This is a genomic window from Neochlamydia sp. AcF95 (assembly GCF_018342455.1).
In the GTDB taxonomy this organism is placed as follows: domain Bacteria; phylum Chlamydiota; class Chlamydiia; order Chlamydiales; family Parachlamydiaceae; genus Neochlamydia.
Map to the genome: position 1 here is coordinate 19,697 of NZ_JAEMUC010000044.1, position 16,428 is coordinate 36,124.

Genomic DNA, 16,428 nt, shown 5'->3' on the forward strand with positions numbered 1-16,428 from the left:
CTCTTTTTTATTTAATAATTATTATATTTTATATTAAAAAAATAAATAAAGCTAAATTTTAACAAATCAATTTAAATTATTTTATAAAACAAAATTTAACATGGATTTTATTACAAAAACAAACCAGCAAAATATTTTTCTTCCTAATTTAGTGGATAATGTATTTCTCTTCAATGATTTTTATATTTTCCTTCTTAGCCTCTTTATTTTTTTAATCTAATCAAGAGACATTAGTTAAAGTATCCTTTAAAAGCAGCTAGCTGGATTTAATAATTTATAAATTATTATACTACGCTTTAAAAAACTTAGCCTGCATACCCAATCTTCTGAAAGATCCGCCTATGCTTAACAAAAGGGGCTTTATAAAGTACGTGAGTGCATAAAGAGTAGATGAAAAAACGTATAATTTGCAAAAAAACTATAATAGTTAAATATAAGATTATAATGAAAAATTAATAAATATGTAATTAATCAAGCCCAAACCGCTATAAAAAAGCTAGCTTTTTGGTTGAGTAATTAAGCGAAAGAGTTTGATGAGGGTAGGCAAGCTGATTTGAGCTAATCGCGATAAAGAATTGATAGAAAGATAGGTTCTGGCTTTCTAACTTCCCCCCAGGTTGCTTTAAAGCATCTTATTAAGAAAAAGTTTGATAGGGCAGATCGATTTAAATTTTACAGGTAGAAAATATTATGCACCTCTTAATAAAGAGAAAACTTTTCATTTTATGGTTATTAACCTAGCAATTAGGATTGCAAAAAAAATTGTAGTGAGTTATCTTCCCTTATTATTATCACTTTTATTCACAGCTTTTATGATTTTACAGCTTGCCTACTATGGAGATCCTATTCTTCGTAAAAAAACGGAGACCATTAAAGAAATTAATTCTGATTTACGCCAGCTTGCAGCCAATATGTTAGATACGATGTATGCAGAAAAAGGCATTGGGTTGGCAGGCCCTCAAGTCCGCCAATCTATTGCTATATTTGTTACCTGCGTCCCTACTTATATCAATGATGAGACTAGCCTTCCTGGAGTGGAAAGAATTTTTATTAATCCTAAAATTCTTTCCTATAGCGAAGAGAGCGACACATTACCAGAGGGCTGTCTTTCTATCCCTAAAGTTTCAGGGTTAGTTACGCGCCCTCTAAAAATTGTGGTCCAAGCGATGGATTTAGATGCCAAAACATTTACCGAAGAATTTGTAGGTTATGAAGCTCGCTGCATTTTACACGAAAATGATCATCTCAATGGAAAATTATTTATTGATCGCATGGCAAGCCGAACAGACCGTCAGAATATAGAATCTAAACTTCGAGAAATTAAAAGGAAATATTCTTTTAAAAGCTAAATTTTATATATTTTAGCTGGCTTTCAAAAGCCTGTACTTTTATAAAATTGCTCCGCCTCCAAGGCGCTATCATAAATTCTACAGGGTTGTTCATAAGAGAAAGCTAAAAAACTGCTCCCTTTTCTCCTATTAAAACTTTGCAAAAAGGCAAAATTTAGCTCTTTATCGAATAAGCAATTTTTATAAAAGCTAAGACCTCCTTTTTCTCTAAAACACCTATAGAGGTAGTTTTTTGAAGTGTGTCCTTTGCAAAAATTGTTAAAACTAATCAAGGCAGGAGTAAAAATGTTTTCCCCAGACACTATACGTGACGGAATGGATACAACCCATCGTCCTGCCTTGCTGAATAACAAACCTCTTTTTCAAACTCAGCTAAATTTTAAAATCTTATCACTCACTCCTCTTATAGGCAAATTTGTTACCAAATATATCCTCAAGACCCTTGACAAAGAACTTCGAGAAGTAAATGTAAATAATAATTTACGTAGAAATTCTCTTTATAATATACGTCTTTATTACAGTAAGATTGAACAATATCATGATTCTAGCCTGGTGTCGAATCTAGCAAGCTTAGTAGCAATTATCGCTCTGGTCACTTTAGTCGCCTCCAAAATTATTTTCATCGCAGCGACTTGCCTAGTGGCAGGAGCAGTTTTCGGTGTCCTTATGGCTGCCCCCTTGCGGCAGATTAAATGGATTGATCAGTCGATAAAGCAGATTAATCAAGAGATATGAAAGCATGCATAAAGTTTATAAACTTTATGCATGAAGCTTTTTATATTAATGAGCTTCGGTGTTTTCTAGGGTAAATGGCACGCTTGGCACCTGCTTGGCACGGCCTATGGCATTAGTCCATAAAGAGAGAATAATACAAGCAGCAAAAAAGATTACGGCTAGCCAAGCAGTAAATTTTTTCAAAACGTCAGCGGTAGATGTTCCAAATAATGATTCGCTTGCTTCCCCCCCAAAAGAGGCTCCTAGCCCTGAGCTTTTGCTTTCTTGGATCAAAATGACAAAGCACAATAAAGCACATAGCATCATGAAAAAAACCATAGTGGTGTAATATAAAAATGTCATTTAATCATCCCTTCTTCATAAATAGAGTTATAACAATTAATAATTTGAGCAAAATCTTTTGCTGAAAGAGAAGCTCCCCCTACCAGTAAACCATCAACATCGGGCTGCTCTAAAAATTTTTTTGCATTTTCTGGTTTCACCGCTCCCCCGTACTGAATAATAATCTGCTCAGCAGCTTTTTCACCCCAGCCTTCTTTTATTAACTGGCGGCAAAATGCTTGCGCTTCTTGGGCAGTTTCAACTCCTGCGGGTTGAGGCATACCTATAGCCCATATAGGCTCGTAGGCTATAATAATATGTTTGAGCTGTTCTGCTGAAATATCCGTCAGCCCCTCTTTGAGCTGTCTAGCCAGCACTTCATGAGTCTGTTGCGCCTCTCTCTCTTTTTTTGATTCACCCACGCAAAAAATTACTTGTAAATTATCCTGTAAAGCCCTTTTAACCTTTTTATTGATAAGGACATCTGTTTCATGGAAAAGGCGCCGCCGCTCGGAGTGACCTACGATCACAAATTCGGCCCCTGCATCTTTTAGCATTTTCCCGGCAATTTCCCCGGTAAAAGCCCCTTCAGATGCATCATTTATGTTTTGGGCTCCCACGACTAAAACAGTATCTTTTGCTGCTTCTGAAGTTGCTTTAATAGCAGTAAAAGGTACCGCTAAATAAATTTGGGCTTGAGGGGTATTAAGTAGTGACACTAGCTCTTGAATAAAAGCTATAGCCTCCTCAATTGTTTTATACATTTTCCAATTGCCAGCAATGACTACTGGACGGCTTGCGGACGTCATGAATTTCCTTTTTTTAAAAGCGATATTATCATTTTTTCTACCTAAAAAGCAAGCCATGCCTACGAATGTTTTGCTTCATCTTAAGAGGAATAGTATAAGGCACACAATTTAAGGAAAATGAATAATCATATACTTTATTCTACCACCAATCTTTTTAACTTAATGAGGTTTATTAAGTTTCTTTTTTGCTCTTGAATGCACTTTTCTTTTTCTAGCATACACAACATTTTATAGCCAAACCACGAAGGGAGAGATAAAATTACCTAGCCTCTCTTTTCTCTTAAATACAAACTTCTTTATACTCTATATTACCTTAGAAAAAATAGGATATAAATTTCATTTCCATGAATCTCCCCACCTCAGAACCAGTAGTTTTATCTGTCACCCAATTGACTCAGGCAATCAAACTGTCTTTAGAAGGCACTTTCCCCAATGTATGGTTACAAGGAGAAATTAGCAACTGTAAACCTCATTCTTCTGGGCATATATATTTCTCTCTTAAGGATGCCCATGCGCAGATCAACGCTATCATCTGGCGGCAAGAAGCTGCTTTATTGCGATCCCCTCCCAAAGACGGTATGCAAGTTTTAGTTAGGGGGGCAATTAATGTCTATCCTACACGAGGAAATTATCAGATTGTGATCTATGAGATGAAGCCAGTAGGCCTGGGAGAGTTATTGATAAAGCTAGAAGAACTAAAACAAAAAATTCACCGCTTTGGATGGTTTAAAAAAGAGCATAAAAAGTCCCTTCCTTGCATGCCTAATCGTATAGGTATAATTACTAGTCCTACAGGAGCAGCTATTCAAGATATTCTAAACATTTTAACAAGACGTTCGGGAGGGCTTAACCTTCTTATTAATCCGGTGCGAGTTCAAGGCGAAGAAGCAGCACAGGAAATCGCCCAAGCGATCCATTTTTTTAATGAGCATAATTTAGTAGATGTAATAATTGTAGGCCGAGGAGGGGGAAGTATTGAAGATTTGTGGTGCTTTAACCAAGAAATTGTAGCGGAAGCAATTTTTTATAGCCAAATCCCCATTATTTCTGCAGTAGGACACGAGACAGATCATTGCATTGCCGATTATGTTGCTGATGTTCGAGCTCCTACGCCTTCTGCAGCTGCAGAAATCGTCATTGCTGATAAACTTGAGCAACTTAAACACTTAGAACAAATAAAAAAAAGGCTTACGCAAAACATTTCTCACAAAGTGCTTCAATCCAGGCAACACTTAAGCGCATTTCTTAAGCAGCCGATGCTTTCTTCGCCTTATTATCTGTTAGGACCGTGGATCCAAAGGCTGGATGATAACCGTCAGCAGCTCGATTATTTAATCAAGCAAAAAATTTTTAGTCTTCGCCTTATCTTAGAAGCTTCTAATAAAAGGCTGCAAACTCTCAAACCTTCATCTCAAATTGTATACTTGCAAGAGAAAATAAAATATTGGGATAAAAATATTTACCATCAAATAAGGCATATTATAGATTCCAAAAAAGAGCAATTAGAAAGTATTTCAGTAGCTTTGCACCTAATCAATCCTAAAAACCTTTTAACCAAAGGTTATTCTATTCTCTTTTCTGAAAAGGATGATTCAGTTATAACTTCCGTAACTAACATCCATAAGAATCAAGACCTTCGGATATATTTATCAGATGGGGAAGTTCTTTCAACTGTAAAGGAAATTAAAGCCAGTGAATGAAAAAGACCTTAGCTTTGAAGCCGCTTTTGTACGGCTGGAAGAAATTTTAGAGAAAATGAATTCAGGGGCAATTAGCTTAGATGAATCATTAAAGCTATATGAAGAAGCCGATAGGCTTATTTCTAGCTGCCAAAAGAGGCTATTAGAAGCAGAGCGTAAAATTGAAATATTAGTGAAAAATCGTAATGGTGAGGTAGTATTAGATCCAGATAAAAAGCCACTCACGCAAGAATTTAATTCATAGTAAGGAAAGAAACAATAAAATGAGCACGACTATCCTGGAGACAATTCAATCCCCCGAAGACATAAAACCGCTTCCTTTAGCCGCCTTAAACACGCTTGCAGATGAGATCAGACGGCGTATTATTGAGGTCATGTCAATTAATGGAGGGCATCTTGCTTCCAATTTAGGAGCTATTGAACTAACTCTTGCCTTACATAAAGCATTTTCTTCCCCTGTGGACAAATTTTTATGGGATGTAAGCCACCAGACCTACACGCACAAAATTTTAACGGGACGCAATCAACTATTTCCCACCATCCGCCAGTACAAAGGATTGTGCGGCTTTAGCCATCCTAAAGAATCCCCCCATGATCACTTTTATGCAGGACATGCTGGTACCGCGCTATCCTTAGGTTTGGGGCTGGCAAAAAACCGCGATCTAACCAAGCGTTCTGAGTATATCCTCCCTATTATTGGCGACGCTACCCTTACCTGCGGCTTATCTTTAGAAGCATTAAATAATATTCCTCGAGATTTAAAACGTTTTATTGTGATCTTAAATGACAATGAAATGTCCATCTCTAAAAATGTAGGCGCTATTACGCGAATTTTAAGTCGTTTACTTAGCAACCCAACTACCGATAAGATTTATCAAGAGCTAGATACTCTGGTTTCAAAAATCCCTAGCTATGGACCTTTTTTGGCCAAACAGAGCCATAAAATTACTGAATCAATGAAAAATTTAGTAAGCCCTGCGGCTTTCTTTGAGCATTACGGACTTTCCTATATCGGTCCCATTGATGGCCATGATATCAAAAAAATGGTAGAAGTTTTTGAAGAAATTAAAGATGCAAAATGGCCTGTCCTTCTCCATATATTAACTAATAAAGGGCAAGGCATGGAAGAAGCCGTTAAAAATCCCATTTCTTATCATGGAGCTCGGCCCTTCAACCCAGGCACAGGTAAATTTTTACCAGCATTAACCGCCAAACTTACTTTTCCAAAAATTTTTGGAAGCCATCTTTTAAAGATGGCTGAAAACGATCCGAGTGTAGTGGCCGTCACACCTGCTATGTCTGCAGGTTCATGTTTAGAAGACTTTATGAAGAAATTTCCTGAGCGTTGTTATGATGTCGGAATTGCCGAATCTCATGCAATTACTTATTGTGGAGGCTTAGCATATGGTCGTAAAATGAAGGTATTTGCCTCTATTTATGCGACCTTTCTTCAAAGAGCTTTAGATAATGTCTTTCACGATGTATGTCTACAAGAGCTCCCTGTCATCTTTGCCGTAGATAGAAGTGGAATTTCAGGCCCCGACGGCGCTACTCATCATGGAATTTATGATCTTTCATTTTTAAATGCTATGCCCAATATGATCATCAGTCAGCCTCGTGATGGCCATATGTTACGCGAGCTGATGGAATCAGCACCTATATGGGGCCATCCAGCTGCGATACGTTATCCTAATATGGTTACAGAAGATAGGGAAGGACCTTTAAATTACCGCTTTCCCGGGAAAGGAGAAATTCTAGCGGAAGGTGAAGATATTTTAATTATTTCTTTAGGACATATGAATACTATAGCCTTTCAAGTACGTGAGATTCTCCAACAGCAAGGCTATCATCCTACTATTATGGACCCTATTTTTGTAAAACCTTTAGATGCAGATCTTATTTGTAAATTGCTGATGTCTCATCAAAAAATTGTCACTTTAGAAGAACATTCTGTCGCTTCGGGAATGGGTAATGTTATCAATCATTTTTTACTTTCTAATGGCTATACAAATATTCAAGTATTAAATTTCGGTATCCCAGAAATTTTTCTTGATCAAGGGAGCCATGCAGATATTATCCAGGAAATTGGTTTAACCGCACCCCAAATTGCTCAACGTATTCTCTTACATTTTTCCTTGCAAACAACTCAGAAAGCTCACGCTTAAGGTATAGACATGCATATTGCGCTTTTTCCTAATATGATAAAAAAAACATCAGGGGAAATTGCGCAGCAAATTGCTGCTTTTCTTAAAAAAAGAAACGCGTGTGTTTATGCGGAAGATGAGATAGCTGATGAGGTTGATGCAGCCCGCCTATCAAGTATTTCGCCTGAAAAGATTGATTATATTATTTCTTTAGGCGGTGATGGAACTATTCTTCGTGTGATTCAACGTCATCCCGAACTAACAGCACCTTTAATGGCTATCAATTTTGGTGGCTTAGGATTTATGGCCGACATACCTATTCAGGAAACTTATCAAAGTCTTGAAAACCTTTTAGCAAATAAAATGGTTATAAGTGAACGCATGATGATGGCTGGGAGAACAGAGGATAATCGAACATGCTATGCTGTGAATGACATTATTTTCCACCGGGCTGAAAATCTTTCCCTTATCGAAATTTCAATTTTTGTCGATGACATTTATTTAAATACTTACTGCGCCGATGGAATTATTGTGGCAACACCTAGTGGCTCTACAGCTTACTCGATGGCCGCAGGAGGCCCTATTTTAGCTCCTAACTTAAGAGCTTTGGTCATTACCCCTATCTGCCCTCACACTACTTCCAATCGCCCTATCGTTCTTCTGCCGTCCCATCAAATCCGTATTGAATACATAAGTAAACTCAAACCCATTGAAGTTACCTATGATGGATTTTCTAGCTTCCAAATGAAAACTGGGGAAAAATTTTATTTAAGTTGTGCTAAAAAAAAGTTTCGCTTAGTTAACCTGCTCCATCATGATTTTTACTCTACACTGCGTTCTAAGCTGGGTTGGTCAGGAAAATTAAAGACAGATGAAATATGAATACTCTTAAAAAACCCTCCAATTTCTTCATTATTTTCCTTCTTTTATAATTTTTTAATACTTCTATATTTGCTCTTCAAGCATAATAGCAATCAAGAAACTGTCTTTTTTAAGGCACTATTTTTGAATCTTAACAAGGCATCTATTAAAATTAGTTTCAAGCTAAAAAAAATTTAAGCATTTGTTTTTAAGAAGATTATGAATAATTTTATCCCCAAAAATTGATGAAACTAAAGATTCTAGTGGAAAGTTTATTAGCTAATGCGTATCTAAAAAGGGTAAATCCTTTTTTTTCGAAGTATACAAATTGTAGTACGGAAAGGAATGAGACAAAAAAAATTACCTAATCAATAATGATGGTGCAAAGTAAATTAAATTTAAACCCAAGGAGTTAGTATGAAACAAGCTATAAAATTCTTTTCATCAATGGCCTTATTTGTAAGTGTAGTTGCATTAACGAGCTGCTGTGGAAATCGTGCTGGCTATGAGACATGTGCAAAACCTTGCTCTCCACAGCCCTACTATACCAAGCCTTATGTTAAAAATGCTCCTAGACCATGTGCTCCAGCACCAGTCTGTGACCCTGTTTGCTATTAAGAAATTAAGTAAAAAACTAAGCATTTTCTTAAATTGCGATTAATGACTATTGAAACAAAATAGAAGGAAAAAAATGAAAAGAATCTTTAACTTATTATCTTTAGCAATAGTGGCCACAGCATTAACTGGCTGTGGTTGCGGCTGGTGGTCTAACAGCGAGACTGACACTTCATGTGCTCCAAGAATCTGTGAGCCTCGTCAAGCACCTTCCCCCTATATTTGGGAGAATACTACCAATAGTGATACAACCTATTATTAGTTATGATTCCGGCAGCTGTAAGGCTGTCGGGACCTAATGGGTGTCACAATAATTGCCCCTTTTCATGGCTTAGGCCTTAACTTAAGCTAAAAAAAAGGGCGATTAAACTAAACGACATATAAATATGTTAAATGCAGAGATAAACAAGGAAAAGCAGAATCGAAGGGATCTCAATATATTTTGAGCCAGTCGAAGCCATCATTAGATTAAGGTTTGAGATTAAATGATAAGCTCTTAGATCCATGATAACTTATCGCTAAAATTCACGAACACACTCTCTACAATAAAAAATAGTGAAGGTTTTGTTCAATCGTGTTATATACATCTACTGCAGAAACGAGATTAGACCAACATTTAAGTTATTTAATCTACTATGACCAAAAACAAACGAAAGGAGTCATCAATGAAGAAACAACTAGGAATAATAGCCTCGTTGCTTTTTTTGTGCACTACCGCACTCATGTGGGTAGGTTGCGCTGATAACAGAACCAGCAATTCAGCCCCTGTTTATGAACAGCCAGCACCAATTTATCAAACAAACCAAGCATCTGAGGGAGTAACTTCGACTTCACCAGTTGCTGCAGCAAAAGCATTTTTCGCATCAAAATTCTCTAGCAAGCAAGCTAGTTCTGATGTTCAATGTGAGCCAGAGTGCAAATCTCCAGCTCGTTGCAAGCATCCTTCTGGAAGTGAACTTGTCTGTAAAGACGGTCTGATTGTGACTGCTCATAACCCAAGAATATGCATGCTAAATGATCAATATCCTTTGGAATTTGATGTTAAAGCTTGCGATGATCTTTGTGAAGCAAATGTAACAACTACATTACCAGATGGCGTTACCTACATTAGAAGCCAGCCTGAAGGACGCGTTGAAGGACGTAAAATATCATGGAATTTTGGTTCTATGAGTAAAGGCGAATGCCGCCCAGCAAAAATATGGTTAAAGTGTGATATCGAAGGTGAACTTTGCGCCTGCTTCTGTGCTACAGCAGTACCTGTTCGTTTTTGTTCCATCCTTTGTGCTAAACCAGTTCTTACTTGCAAAAAATCTGGACCCGAGCAAGTAGCTCCAGGCGAGCCTGTTGAATACGCCATTACTGTAACAAACCATGGAAGCTGCACAGCAGAAGATGTGGTGGTCACAGATAACCTCCCAGAAGGTGTAGAGCATGTAAGCTGCCAAAAAACTTTAGTTTATAAGCTTGGCTCTTTAGAACCTTGCCAATCTAAAACTGTTAACATCTGCACTACAGCTGTTAAACGTGGCAAGTTCACCAATACTGCCGTTGTGACTGCCTGCAATGCTGATTCGGTATCTTGCGAATCAACAGTATGCATTTCTTGCTGTCAAATGGAGTGCACAAAAGTAGGACCAAAAGAGCAGCAAATCGGCAAAAACGCTGATTACCAAATTATAGTCATGAATACAGGTGACCTACCTTTGACAGATGTGGTAATCGTTGACCATGCGCCTCCTTCAACATCGATTGTAACTGCTAATGGAGCAACAATTAGCGGTAATACAGCGACATGGAGATTAAGAGAAATGAAACCAGGTGAAAAAGTATCTTTCAATACTACACTCACCACCTGCGTAGCGGGCTGCTTTACTAATAAGGTAGATGTTACAAACTGTCAGAATTGCAATGGTCATTGTGAATCGATGACTCATTGGAAAGGACGCCCTGCCTTAAACGTGTCAGTAGCTCAGACAGAGAATCCTATCTGCATTGATGACTCTACAGCTTACAATATTGTAGTTGTGAACCAAGGTTCAGAACCTGACAGTAATGTACAAGTTGTAGTTACCTTCCCAGAGGAAGTTCAAGCAATAGGAGTATCTGGTGATGCTTCAGGCCAAATTTCTGGTAATACAGTTAAGTTTGCACCTGTTAAAAATGTAGCAGCTAGACAAACACTAAGATATCGTGTGGATGCCAAAGCTAAAAAATCTGGCGATGCACGCGTTAAATTTGAAGTTTCTTCAGATGCAATCAAGACACCTATCGTTCAACAAGAAAGCACGATAGTGAACTAATAAAGTAGTCATTAGGCTCTTTATATAAAGGCTGGCTCTTCAAAAGCCAGCCTTTTTTATTTTTATTCCTTGAAGATTTATGTGCTTTAAAAAAATAATTGCCAGCGTAAAAAAGGAATTAGCCTTTATATGGTATCGCTTTATTTAATGTGCTTTAAGCTTTTCAAAAATTCGATTTCCTAAGAAGCTGCCTAAGAGCATAGCATTGTTCTTTTAAGCTTCTTTTTATCCCAACCTTTACAAGTTAAAGAAAGGTGTGTTAATTTTCTTATGCATATGTCAGAGCTAAAAGATGGAGTTAACCTTAAAATTTTTATAGGATGTTTAATCACTTCTGAATTGCGCATGCATCTTAATCAAAGCTTATTATGGAAACAAAACAAGATAGTGCCAGCGCTAAATAGTGCTTTACGAGAAATACATTTTAAGGATAAAGATTATATAGGCATTTATTCAACTACAGATAAAATTTCCTTAATGGATTTAAAGAAAATAGAAAAAGAAATTTTACAATTACTGGCCACCTACTGCCCTCTATTGCTGACAGAAAAAATCCAAACACTTATATTTTCGCAAGTTTTTATCTCGTAAAAGATCATCACGGGGACTCTATTGCATGGCGCACCTTATTCTTGCTTCACAGTCAACACGTCGTAAAGAAATACTAAGTTATTTCAATCTGCCTTTCAAACAAGTTTCCCCATCCTTTGATGAACATAGTGTTATTTATAAACGTGACCCTATAAAATATGTTTCTTCAATAGCCGAAGGTAAAGCACAAGCGGTAAAAGAGATTTGCAAGCATGAGGCAATTTTAGCAGCAGATACAATTGTATACCGCTCCGGTAAAGTTTATCATAAGCCCCAAACTGAGCAAGAAGCTTTTAATATGCTCTTGAACCTAGCAGGCAAATGGCATAGTGTTTTTACAGGAGTCGTGCTCTTATACAATGCGAATTTATACACGGGTTGGGAAGAGACCCGCGTTTTATTTAATCACCTAACAAAAGAAGATATCTACCGTTATCATCAAAAAATTCATTGGGCCGACAAAGCGGGTGGCTACGCAATACAAAGAGCGGGCAGCTTAATCGTAAATAAAATTGATGGGTGTTACTATAATGTAATGGGGCTTCCCCTTAACACCCTTCGCTCTTTGCTAAAAAACTGTGGAATAGACCTGTTGGATTATGTACCTTAAGATAAAAATTAAGTGGTTGTATGGCTTACTATGCTTTTTATTCCCTTACACCTCTATAATAGCAGATAATGATAAAGAACATACCGAGTATAACCACTCACATTTGTTGTTTCTTGTACGTATGGGGAATGTTTCTCAAGCTATAAAAGCTTATGAGTGTCACCACAAGCGAACTGGGAAGCATGATTTTGAGTTCCTTCAAGAAATGGCTCTTCTTTTATTAGACCAAGGTTATCGCTGTTCTGACTTTGACACCCGCCTGATGACTTTATTTGGAGCAGGCATTAGTCTTAATGAAAGATCCCTTTATATCTTGAAAGAAGGAATAAGCAGCGGCATCCCAGAACTGCAACTTATTAGCCTTAATTTCCTTTCTCAGTATCAAAATGATCAAGCGGATGAAAATTTACAACGCGCCTTAAACACTAGGCATCCATTAATTCGTTTAGAAGCCGCCTATCTTTTAGCGCAAAAAAAATCTCCTCGTGCCTATGCCTATGCGGAAGCATTAATGTATCGTTGGGAAGGAATTCTGGAAGAGGTGTTTCCTGAATTCTTTGCGATGATTGGTACTCCCGAAGCCCTCCATATGCTATGCAAATTAATGAGTCATCCTCATGAAGAAGTACGTTTAGCTGCCATCATTAATGCCGCTAAATATGGCTGCGATGAACTTTTATATAAAATTCATACTCTTGCCACTCATCAAGAAAAAGCACAGCAAGAAGCCTCAGCATTTGCCTTAGGCCTACTTAAAGATGATACCTCAATTCCTGCGCTTAAAAATTTATCTTGCTCGAATGTATCCTATGTACAGCTTACTGCCTGGAAAGCTTTATATGATCTAGGCTGTAAAGAATACAAAATACTTATAGAAAATGCAGCTAAGCAAAAGGATATCTATGCCATTTTTTTGTTAGGTGAACTGCAGGAAAGCCAGGACTGTTTAGCCCTATTAGTTAATGACCCTAATATACAGGTAAGAGTTAATGCAGCAATGGCGCTGCTTTACCTTCAAGATCCACGTTGTTTAAAAGTCTTGCTACAAGATATTTTAATTACCAATCACCAAGACATGTGTTATTCCTCCGTATGTTCTCCAGGTAGAAGCCTTACGGCTTGGAGAGCAACTCCTTGCGCACACCAGCATTTTAAGGATAACCTCTATGCTTTTGAAAGATCGTTAAAGATGAGAGAATCAGCCCTAGCAAAAGCTCTTGACCTTCCGGAACAAGCTTTTTTACAGGTAGCTAAAATGCTATTCACTTGCCAGCAAAACGATCTTATCCCTAGTTTGACAGATTTACTTAAAAAATTAAATACTCCTGCCGCCATTGCTTTACTTAAAGAGCATCAACAGCAAATAGGCGCCCCGCTTATCCGTAATTACTGTAATCTAGCTCTCTACTCTTTGAAAGTAAAAGGCCCTTATAAGGAGAATCTCTATAGTTGGGTTGTCAACAGCAAGAAAAATGAGCTTCTTCAATTTCGCCCCTTTTTACCTAGCCAATTGCGTGATTCAAAAGATAATTACCACTTAACCCTTGAAGAGCATTCACAACTAGCGATCGCTTCCTTTGAAGCTCTTATACAAAATAAAGATGAACAAGCTGTTAATCTTTTATTAGAGGCTATGCAAGATGGAAATCCTATCAATAGGTACGCATTCGCAGGACTGCTCATGCGTGCTATTCATTAAAAGCTTTTTATCTTGCATAAAGCTTGAAGGATTAATCATTAGTGGTTTTTATTAGTTTAATGCTATTTTAAAATTGCACTGTATAAAATGTTTTATCTTTTGAAAAATTTACAATTTAATCGGAGGAGTTGGGAGCAGCAAAGGCTAGAAAAAGATAAACTGCTTTTTAGTCCTTTAACCAGGGAAATGAAGGCCTTGTAAACATACCTAGTATGACTATCGGCAAACCTTATAGGTAAGCTACAATGCCAATAAAGTTACCTTCTTCAAAAACTTCCTTCTTAAAAGCGCCCGTTCAACTTTTTTTCCAAAATAAAAGCTTGGCGGGGGAAAAGCCATCTATGTACCTAACTAATACAAGCATTTTTCTCTTCATTTAAAAGTTAAAGAAAAAGCCTATTGCACCGTCTAAGATAAATAGCTAAACTATTCCTTTATTTTCTTAGACCGGTAGATAGCATGAGCTTATCGCTAAATGTTAAATATTTTATTCCTCTTTTTCTTATTCTCACGATCGCTTCTCTTTTTAGCACTTCCATTGAAGAAATTAAAAGCCTGCATAGCAACGTAGAGAAAGAGATTAAAGTGGATCTACGCAGTCCCGTTTTCGTAGAGGGTGTATTATCTACTTCTGAAGGAGGTGTTATTACAGGCCCAAATTTACGTATTCAAGCCCGTCATATTATTTACACCCGCAAGGCTACAAAAGAAGGACTTATCTTTCAGGTGACAGCCAAAGGAGACGTAGCTTTAGACTGGGGAGAAAATTTTTTTATAGGAGAGTCTCTTGAGTACAATTTTTTGACTAAAACAGGGAAGATCTATGAGGCACGGTCTGCCGTCGAACCCTGGTATTTCGGAGGACGTGCGATCGAGCTTTGTGCCGATGGTTCCTACCTTATTAATGAAGGCTTTGTCACCACTTCAGAAAATTACTATACTGATTGGCAAGTAACAACAGCCAAAGCGCGACTTCGCGAAAAGCACCTTTTTGATGCTAAAAACATTCAATTTCATTTTGTCCACTTTCCAATTTTGTGCCTTCCTTCATTTAAAGCTAACTTAAACGCCATGTTCGATAACCCTCTACGCTTTAATGTTACATGGCGCGGAGGACAGAATACTCGCCTTGAAATGCAGTATAAACTATTTTCTTGGGGAAGCCTTAAAAACTTTTTGCGGCTTGATTATAGAATTAAGAGGGGCTTAGGAGGGGGCTTCTATACCCTTTATCATTCAGAAAACAATCAAGAAAAACTCGAAATGATCAATTATATAGCAAGAGATTCATCGGTAGATCAACCAAGCCAACGCACGCGCTATAGATTCCAGGGTGCATATACTAAAATATGTGATAGAAAAGGAGTCAGTATCCATACAACTTGGGATAAACTTAGCGATATCGATATGGCTACAGACTATATGGATAAAAATTTAGATATTGAAACGGCAGGCAAAACCCAATTGCAAGTTAAATTTCAGCAGAGTGACGCTTGGAAAGCTAATTTTTTTGCTCGTATACGAGCCAATACTTTTCAAACGGTTAAGCAAGAATTACCCTCTTTGGAAATAAGCATTCGGCCTTTTTCTCTGGGTTCTACCGGAATAATATCAGAAAATTTTTGGCGCCTTTCTTATCTAGACTTTCAGTATGCTAAGCATTCCCAGCATGTTTATAATTTCAACTCTACGCGTGCGCAATTTTATCATAAATTATACCGCTCGTATCGAACCGGTCCTTTTACCACCACTCCTGAAGTTGGAGCTTCGGCGATCTATTATGGAAGCAATCCTCACGCACCTAACCATTGGGTGACCCTAGGAATGTTTTCTGTGGAAACAAATACTCAGCTTAGACGCCATTATTCTGGTTTCAAGCATGTCATCAAACCTTACGTAAAATATAAGTACTATACTAGACCGGGTATAAAACCCAATAAACATTACATTTTTGACATACAGGATGGATGGTACCAGTTGAATATGCTTACTTGGGGAGTCGATCACAGCTTTTATTATGCTCGCCAAGAAAAAGGCTTAGACCTCTGGATGCGATGGCAACTATTTGCTCATACTTTTATTAACACGCCTACCATTAAACGTGCGACTCCTAAAATTTACAGTCGTTTGACCTGGAATTTGCTTCCCACCTTGCGTCATACTTTTACTGCAGGCTGGGATATGCAACGCCATCAATGGGATCATTTCAATTTTCGCAACGAATGGACGATTAATCGCCAGGCGGCCTTATCTTTAGAATGGAGACATCGCGGATCTTTTGCTTGGCGTAAAGCTGATCAATGGAATTTCATTTTAGATTCTTTTCATTCGGAGAAAAAGTTAAAAGGCTCTCAACTTTCTGATAGAAGAGATACTTTGCTAATCCATCTATTTTATCGATGGCACCCCAACTGGGCGGTAGAATTTGAATCGCGGCATGGATGGAACCGTCGCCATGAACCCAATTACAGTGAATATGAAATCGACATTTTAGCTACTGTACAAAAAGCATGGAATATTAAGTTATCTTATCAAAGGAAAGAATATGATAAGAAAGATAACCGCATAGCCCTTTATTTTAATCTAGGTTTAAGTCGGCCCAGCCATACCCCTTATCCGCCTGCCGTGCCCCTATTAAATCTTTAAATTCTAAAGCCTTTCTGCTTTTAGGATTTTAAATCATCTGGTAAGATG

The 16,428-nt window shown here is 37.6% G+C and carries 15 protein-coding genes; 13 read left to right on the plus strand and 2 right to left on the minus strand.

The annotated features are described in order from the left end of the window. The first annotated feature begins 725 nt into the window (after nucleotides 1-725). Nucleotides 726-1,349: a peptide deformylase gene (gene def, locus NEOC95_RS04850; protein WP_242678255.1), complete on the plus strand. Its 624-nt coding sequence runs from the start codon at nucleotides 726-728 to the stop codon at nucleotides 1,347-1,349. 285 nt (nucleotides 1,350-1,634) lie between these two features. Next, nucleotides 1,635-2,084 carry a hypothetical protein gene (locus tag NEOC95_RS04855; RefSeq protein ID WP_166158613.1) on the plus strand — a complete coding sequence of 150 codons (450 nt, stop codon included), beginning with the start codon at nucleotides 1,635-1,637 and terminating at the stop codon, nucleotides 2,082-2,084. 45 nt (nucleotides 2,085-2,129) lie between these two features. Here NEOC95_RS04855 and secG read toward each other — a convergent pair whose 3' ends face one another. Both secG and tpiA read right to left on the minus strand, forming a co-directional pair. Then, the gene (gene secG / locus NEOC95_RS04860) at nucleotides 2,130-2,426 is read right to left on the minus strand and encodes a preprotein translocase subunit SecG (RefSeq protein WP_166158616.1); all 297 of its coding nucleotides are present in this window, start codon (nucleotides 2,424-2,426) and stop codon (nucleotides 2,130-2,132) included. Continuing rightward, nucleotides 2,423-3,214 carry a triose-phosphate isomerase gene (tpiA, locus tag NEOC95_RS04865; protein ID WP_166158619.1) on the minus strand — a complete coding sequence of 264 codons (792 nt, stop codon included), beginning with the start codon at nucleotides 3,212-3,214 and terminating at the stop codon, nucleotides 2,423-2,425. Before tpiA ends, secG begins: the two co-directional genes overlap by 4 nt. Nucleotides 3,215-3,558: 344 nt before the next feature. Between tpiA and xseA the strand changes: the two genes are divergently transcribed. The 11 genes from xseA to NEOC95_RS04920 all read left to right on the plus strand — a co-directional run bounded on the left by xseA (nucleotide 3,559) and on the right by NEOC95_RS04920 (nucleotide 16,380). Continuing rightward, nucleotides 3,559-4,914 carry an exodeoxyribonuclease VII large subunit gene (xseA, locus tag NEOC95_RS04870; protein WP_166158622.1) on the plus strand — a complete coding sequence of 452 codons (1,356 nt, stop codon included), beginning with the start codon at nucleotides 3,559-3,561 and terminating at the stop codon, nucleotides 4,912-4,914. Continuing rightward, nucleotides 4,907-5,158 carry an exodeoxyribonuclease VII small subunit gene (locus tag NEOC95_RS04875; RefSeq protein ID WP_166158625.1) on the plus strand — a complete coding sequence of 84 codons (252 nt, stop codon included), beginning with the start codon at nucleotides 4,907-4,909 and terminating at the stop codon, nucleotides 5,156-5,158. Before xseA ends, NEOC95_RS04875 begins: the two co-directional genes overlap by 8 nt. A gap of 19 nt (nucleotides 5,159-5,177) precedes the next feature. Then, entirely contained in the window at nucleotides 5,178-7,079 is a 1,902-nt protein-coding gene (locus tag NEOC95_RS04880; protein ID WP_213151930.1) for a 1-deoxy-D-xylulose-5-phosphate synthase, read from the plus strand. 9 nt (nucleotides 7,080-7,088) lie between these two features. Next, complete coding sequence (locus tag NEOC95_RS04885; protein WP_213151932.1) at nucleotides 7,089-7,940, plus strand: NAD(+)/NADH kinase; 852 nt, start codon at nucleotides 7,089-7,091, stop codon at nucleotides 7,938-7,940. Nucleotides 7,941-8,610: 670 nt separating this feature from the next. Continuing rightward, nucleotides 8,611-8,796: a lipoprotein gene (locus NEOC95_RS04890; RefSeq protein ID WP_166158633.1), complete on the plus strand. Its 186-nt coding sequence runs from the start codon at nucleotides 8,611-8,613 to the stop codon at nucleotides 8,794-8,796. Between the two features lie 312 nt (nucleotides 8,797-9,108). Beyond that, a complete protein-coding gene (locus tag NEOC95_RS04895; RefSeq protein ID WP_162180922.1) occupies nucleotides 9,109-9,276 on the plus strand; it encodes a hypothetical protein in 168 nt (55 codons plus the stop codon). Between the two features lie 424 nt (nucleotides 9,277-9,700). Then, nucleotides 9,701-10,834 carry a DUF11 domain-containing protein gene (locus NEOC95_RS04900; RefSeq protein ID WP_249270177.1) on the plus strand — a complete coding sequence of 378 codons (1,134 nt, stop codon included), beginning with the start codon at nucleotides 9,701-9,703 and terminating at the stop codon, nucleotides 10,832-10,834. A gap of 270 nt (nucleotides 10,835-11,104) precedes the next feature. Further along, nucleotides 11,105-11,425: a hypothetical protein gene (locus tag NEOC95_RS04905; protein WP_166158639.1), complete on the plus strand. Its 321-nt coding sequence runs from the start codon at nucleotides 11,105-11,107 to the stop codon at nucleotides 11,423-11,425. 25 nt (nucleotides 11,426-11,450) lie between these two features. Further along, nucleotides 11,451-12,035, plus strand: a complete 585-nt coding sequence (locus tag NEOC95_RS04910) for a nucleoside triphosphate pyrophosphatase (RefSeq protein ID WP_213151936.1) — start codon at nucleotides 11,451-11,453, stop codon at nucleotides 12,033-12,035. Next, the gene (locus tag NEOC95_RS04915) at nucleotides 12,025-13,734 is read left to right on the plus strand and encodes a HEAT repeat domain-containing protein (RefSeq protein ID WP_213151943.1); all 1,710 of its coding nucleotides are present in this window, start codon (nucleotides 12,025-12,027) and stop codon (nucleotides 13,732-13,734) included. The genes NEOC95_RS04910 and NEOC95_RS04915 overlap by 11 nt, the downstream gene beginning before the upstream one ends. Before the next feature lie 459 nt (nucleotides 13,735-14,193). Then, nucleotides 14,194-16,380, plus strand: a complete 2,187-nt coding sequence (locus NEOC95_RS04920) for an LPS-assembly protein LptD (protein WP_213151945.1) — start codon at nucleotides 14,194-14,196, stop codon at nucleotides 16,378-16,380. Nucleotides 16,381-16,428 lie beyond the last annotated feature (48 nt).

Bases quoted from the DNA above. Each gene is read 5' to 3' on its own strand.
- NEOC95_RS04915 (WP_213151943.1), top strand. From the start codon at position 12,025: ATGTACCTTAAGATAAAAATTAAGTGGTTGTATGGCTTACTATGCTTT.
- xseA (WP_166158622.1), top strand. From the start codon at position 3,559: ATGAATCTCCCCACCTCAGAACCAGTAGTTTTATCTGTCACCCAATTG.
- NEOC95_RS04920 (WP_213151945.1), top strand. From the start codon at position 14,194: ATGAGCTTATCGCTAAATGTTAAATATTTTATTCCTCTTTTTCTTATT.
- NEOC95_RS04900 (WP_249270177.1), top strand. From the start codon at position 9,701: ATGAGTAAAGGCGAATGCCGCCCAGCAAAAATATGGTTAAAGTGTGAT.
- def (WP_242678255.1), top strand. From the start codon at position 726: ATGGTTATTAACCTAGCAATTAGGATTGCAAAAAAAATTGTAGTGAGT.
- NEOC95_RS04855 (WP_166158613.1), top strand. From the start codon at position 1,635: ATGTTTTCCCCAGACACTATACGTGACGGAATGGATACAACCCATCGT.
- NEOC95_RS04885 (WP_213151932.1), top strand. From the start codon at position 7,089: ATGCATATTGCGCTTTTTCCTAATATGATAAAAAAAACATCAGGGGAA.
- secG (WP_166158616.1), bottom strand. From the start codon at position 2,426: ATGACATTTTTATATTACACCACTATGGTTTTTTTCATGATGCTATGT.
- NEOC95_RS04880 (WP_213151930.1), top strand. From the start codon at position 5,178: ATGAGCACGACTATCCTGGAGACAATTCAATCCCCCGAAGACATAAAA.
- tpiA (WP_166158619.1), bottom strand. From the start codon at position 3,214: ATGACGTCCGCAAGCCGTCCAGTAGTCATTGCTGGCAATTGGAAAATG.
- NEOC95_RS04890 (WP_166158633.1), top strand. From the start codon at position 8,611: ATGAAAAGAATCTTTAACTTATTATCTTTAGCAATAGTGGCCACAGCA.
- NEOC95_RS04910 (WP_213151936.1), top strand. From the start codon at position 11,451: ATGGCGCACCTTATTCTTGCTTCACAGTCAACACGTCGTAAAGAAATA.
- NEOC95_RS04905 (WP_166158639.1), top strand. From the start codon at position 11,105: ATGCATATGTCAGAGCTAAAAGATGGAGTTAACCTTAAAATTTTTATA.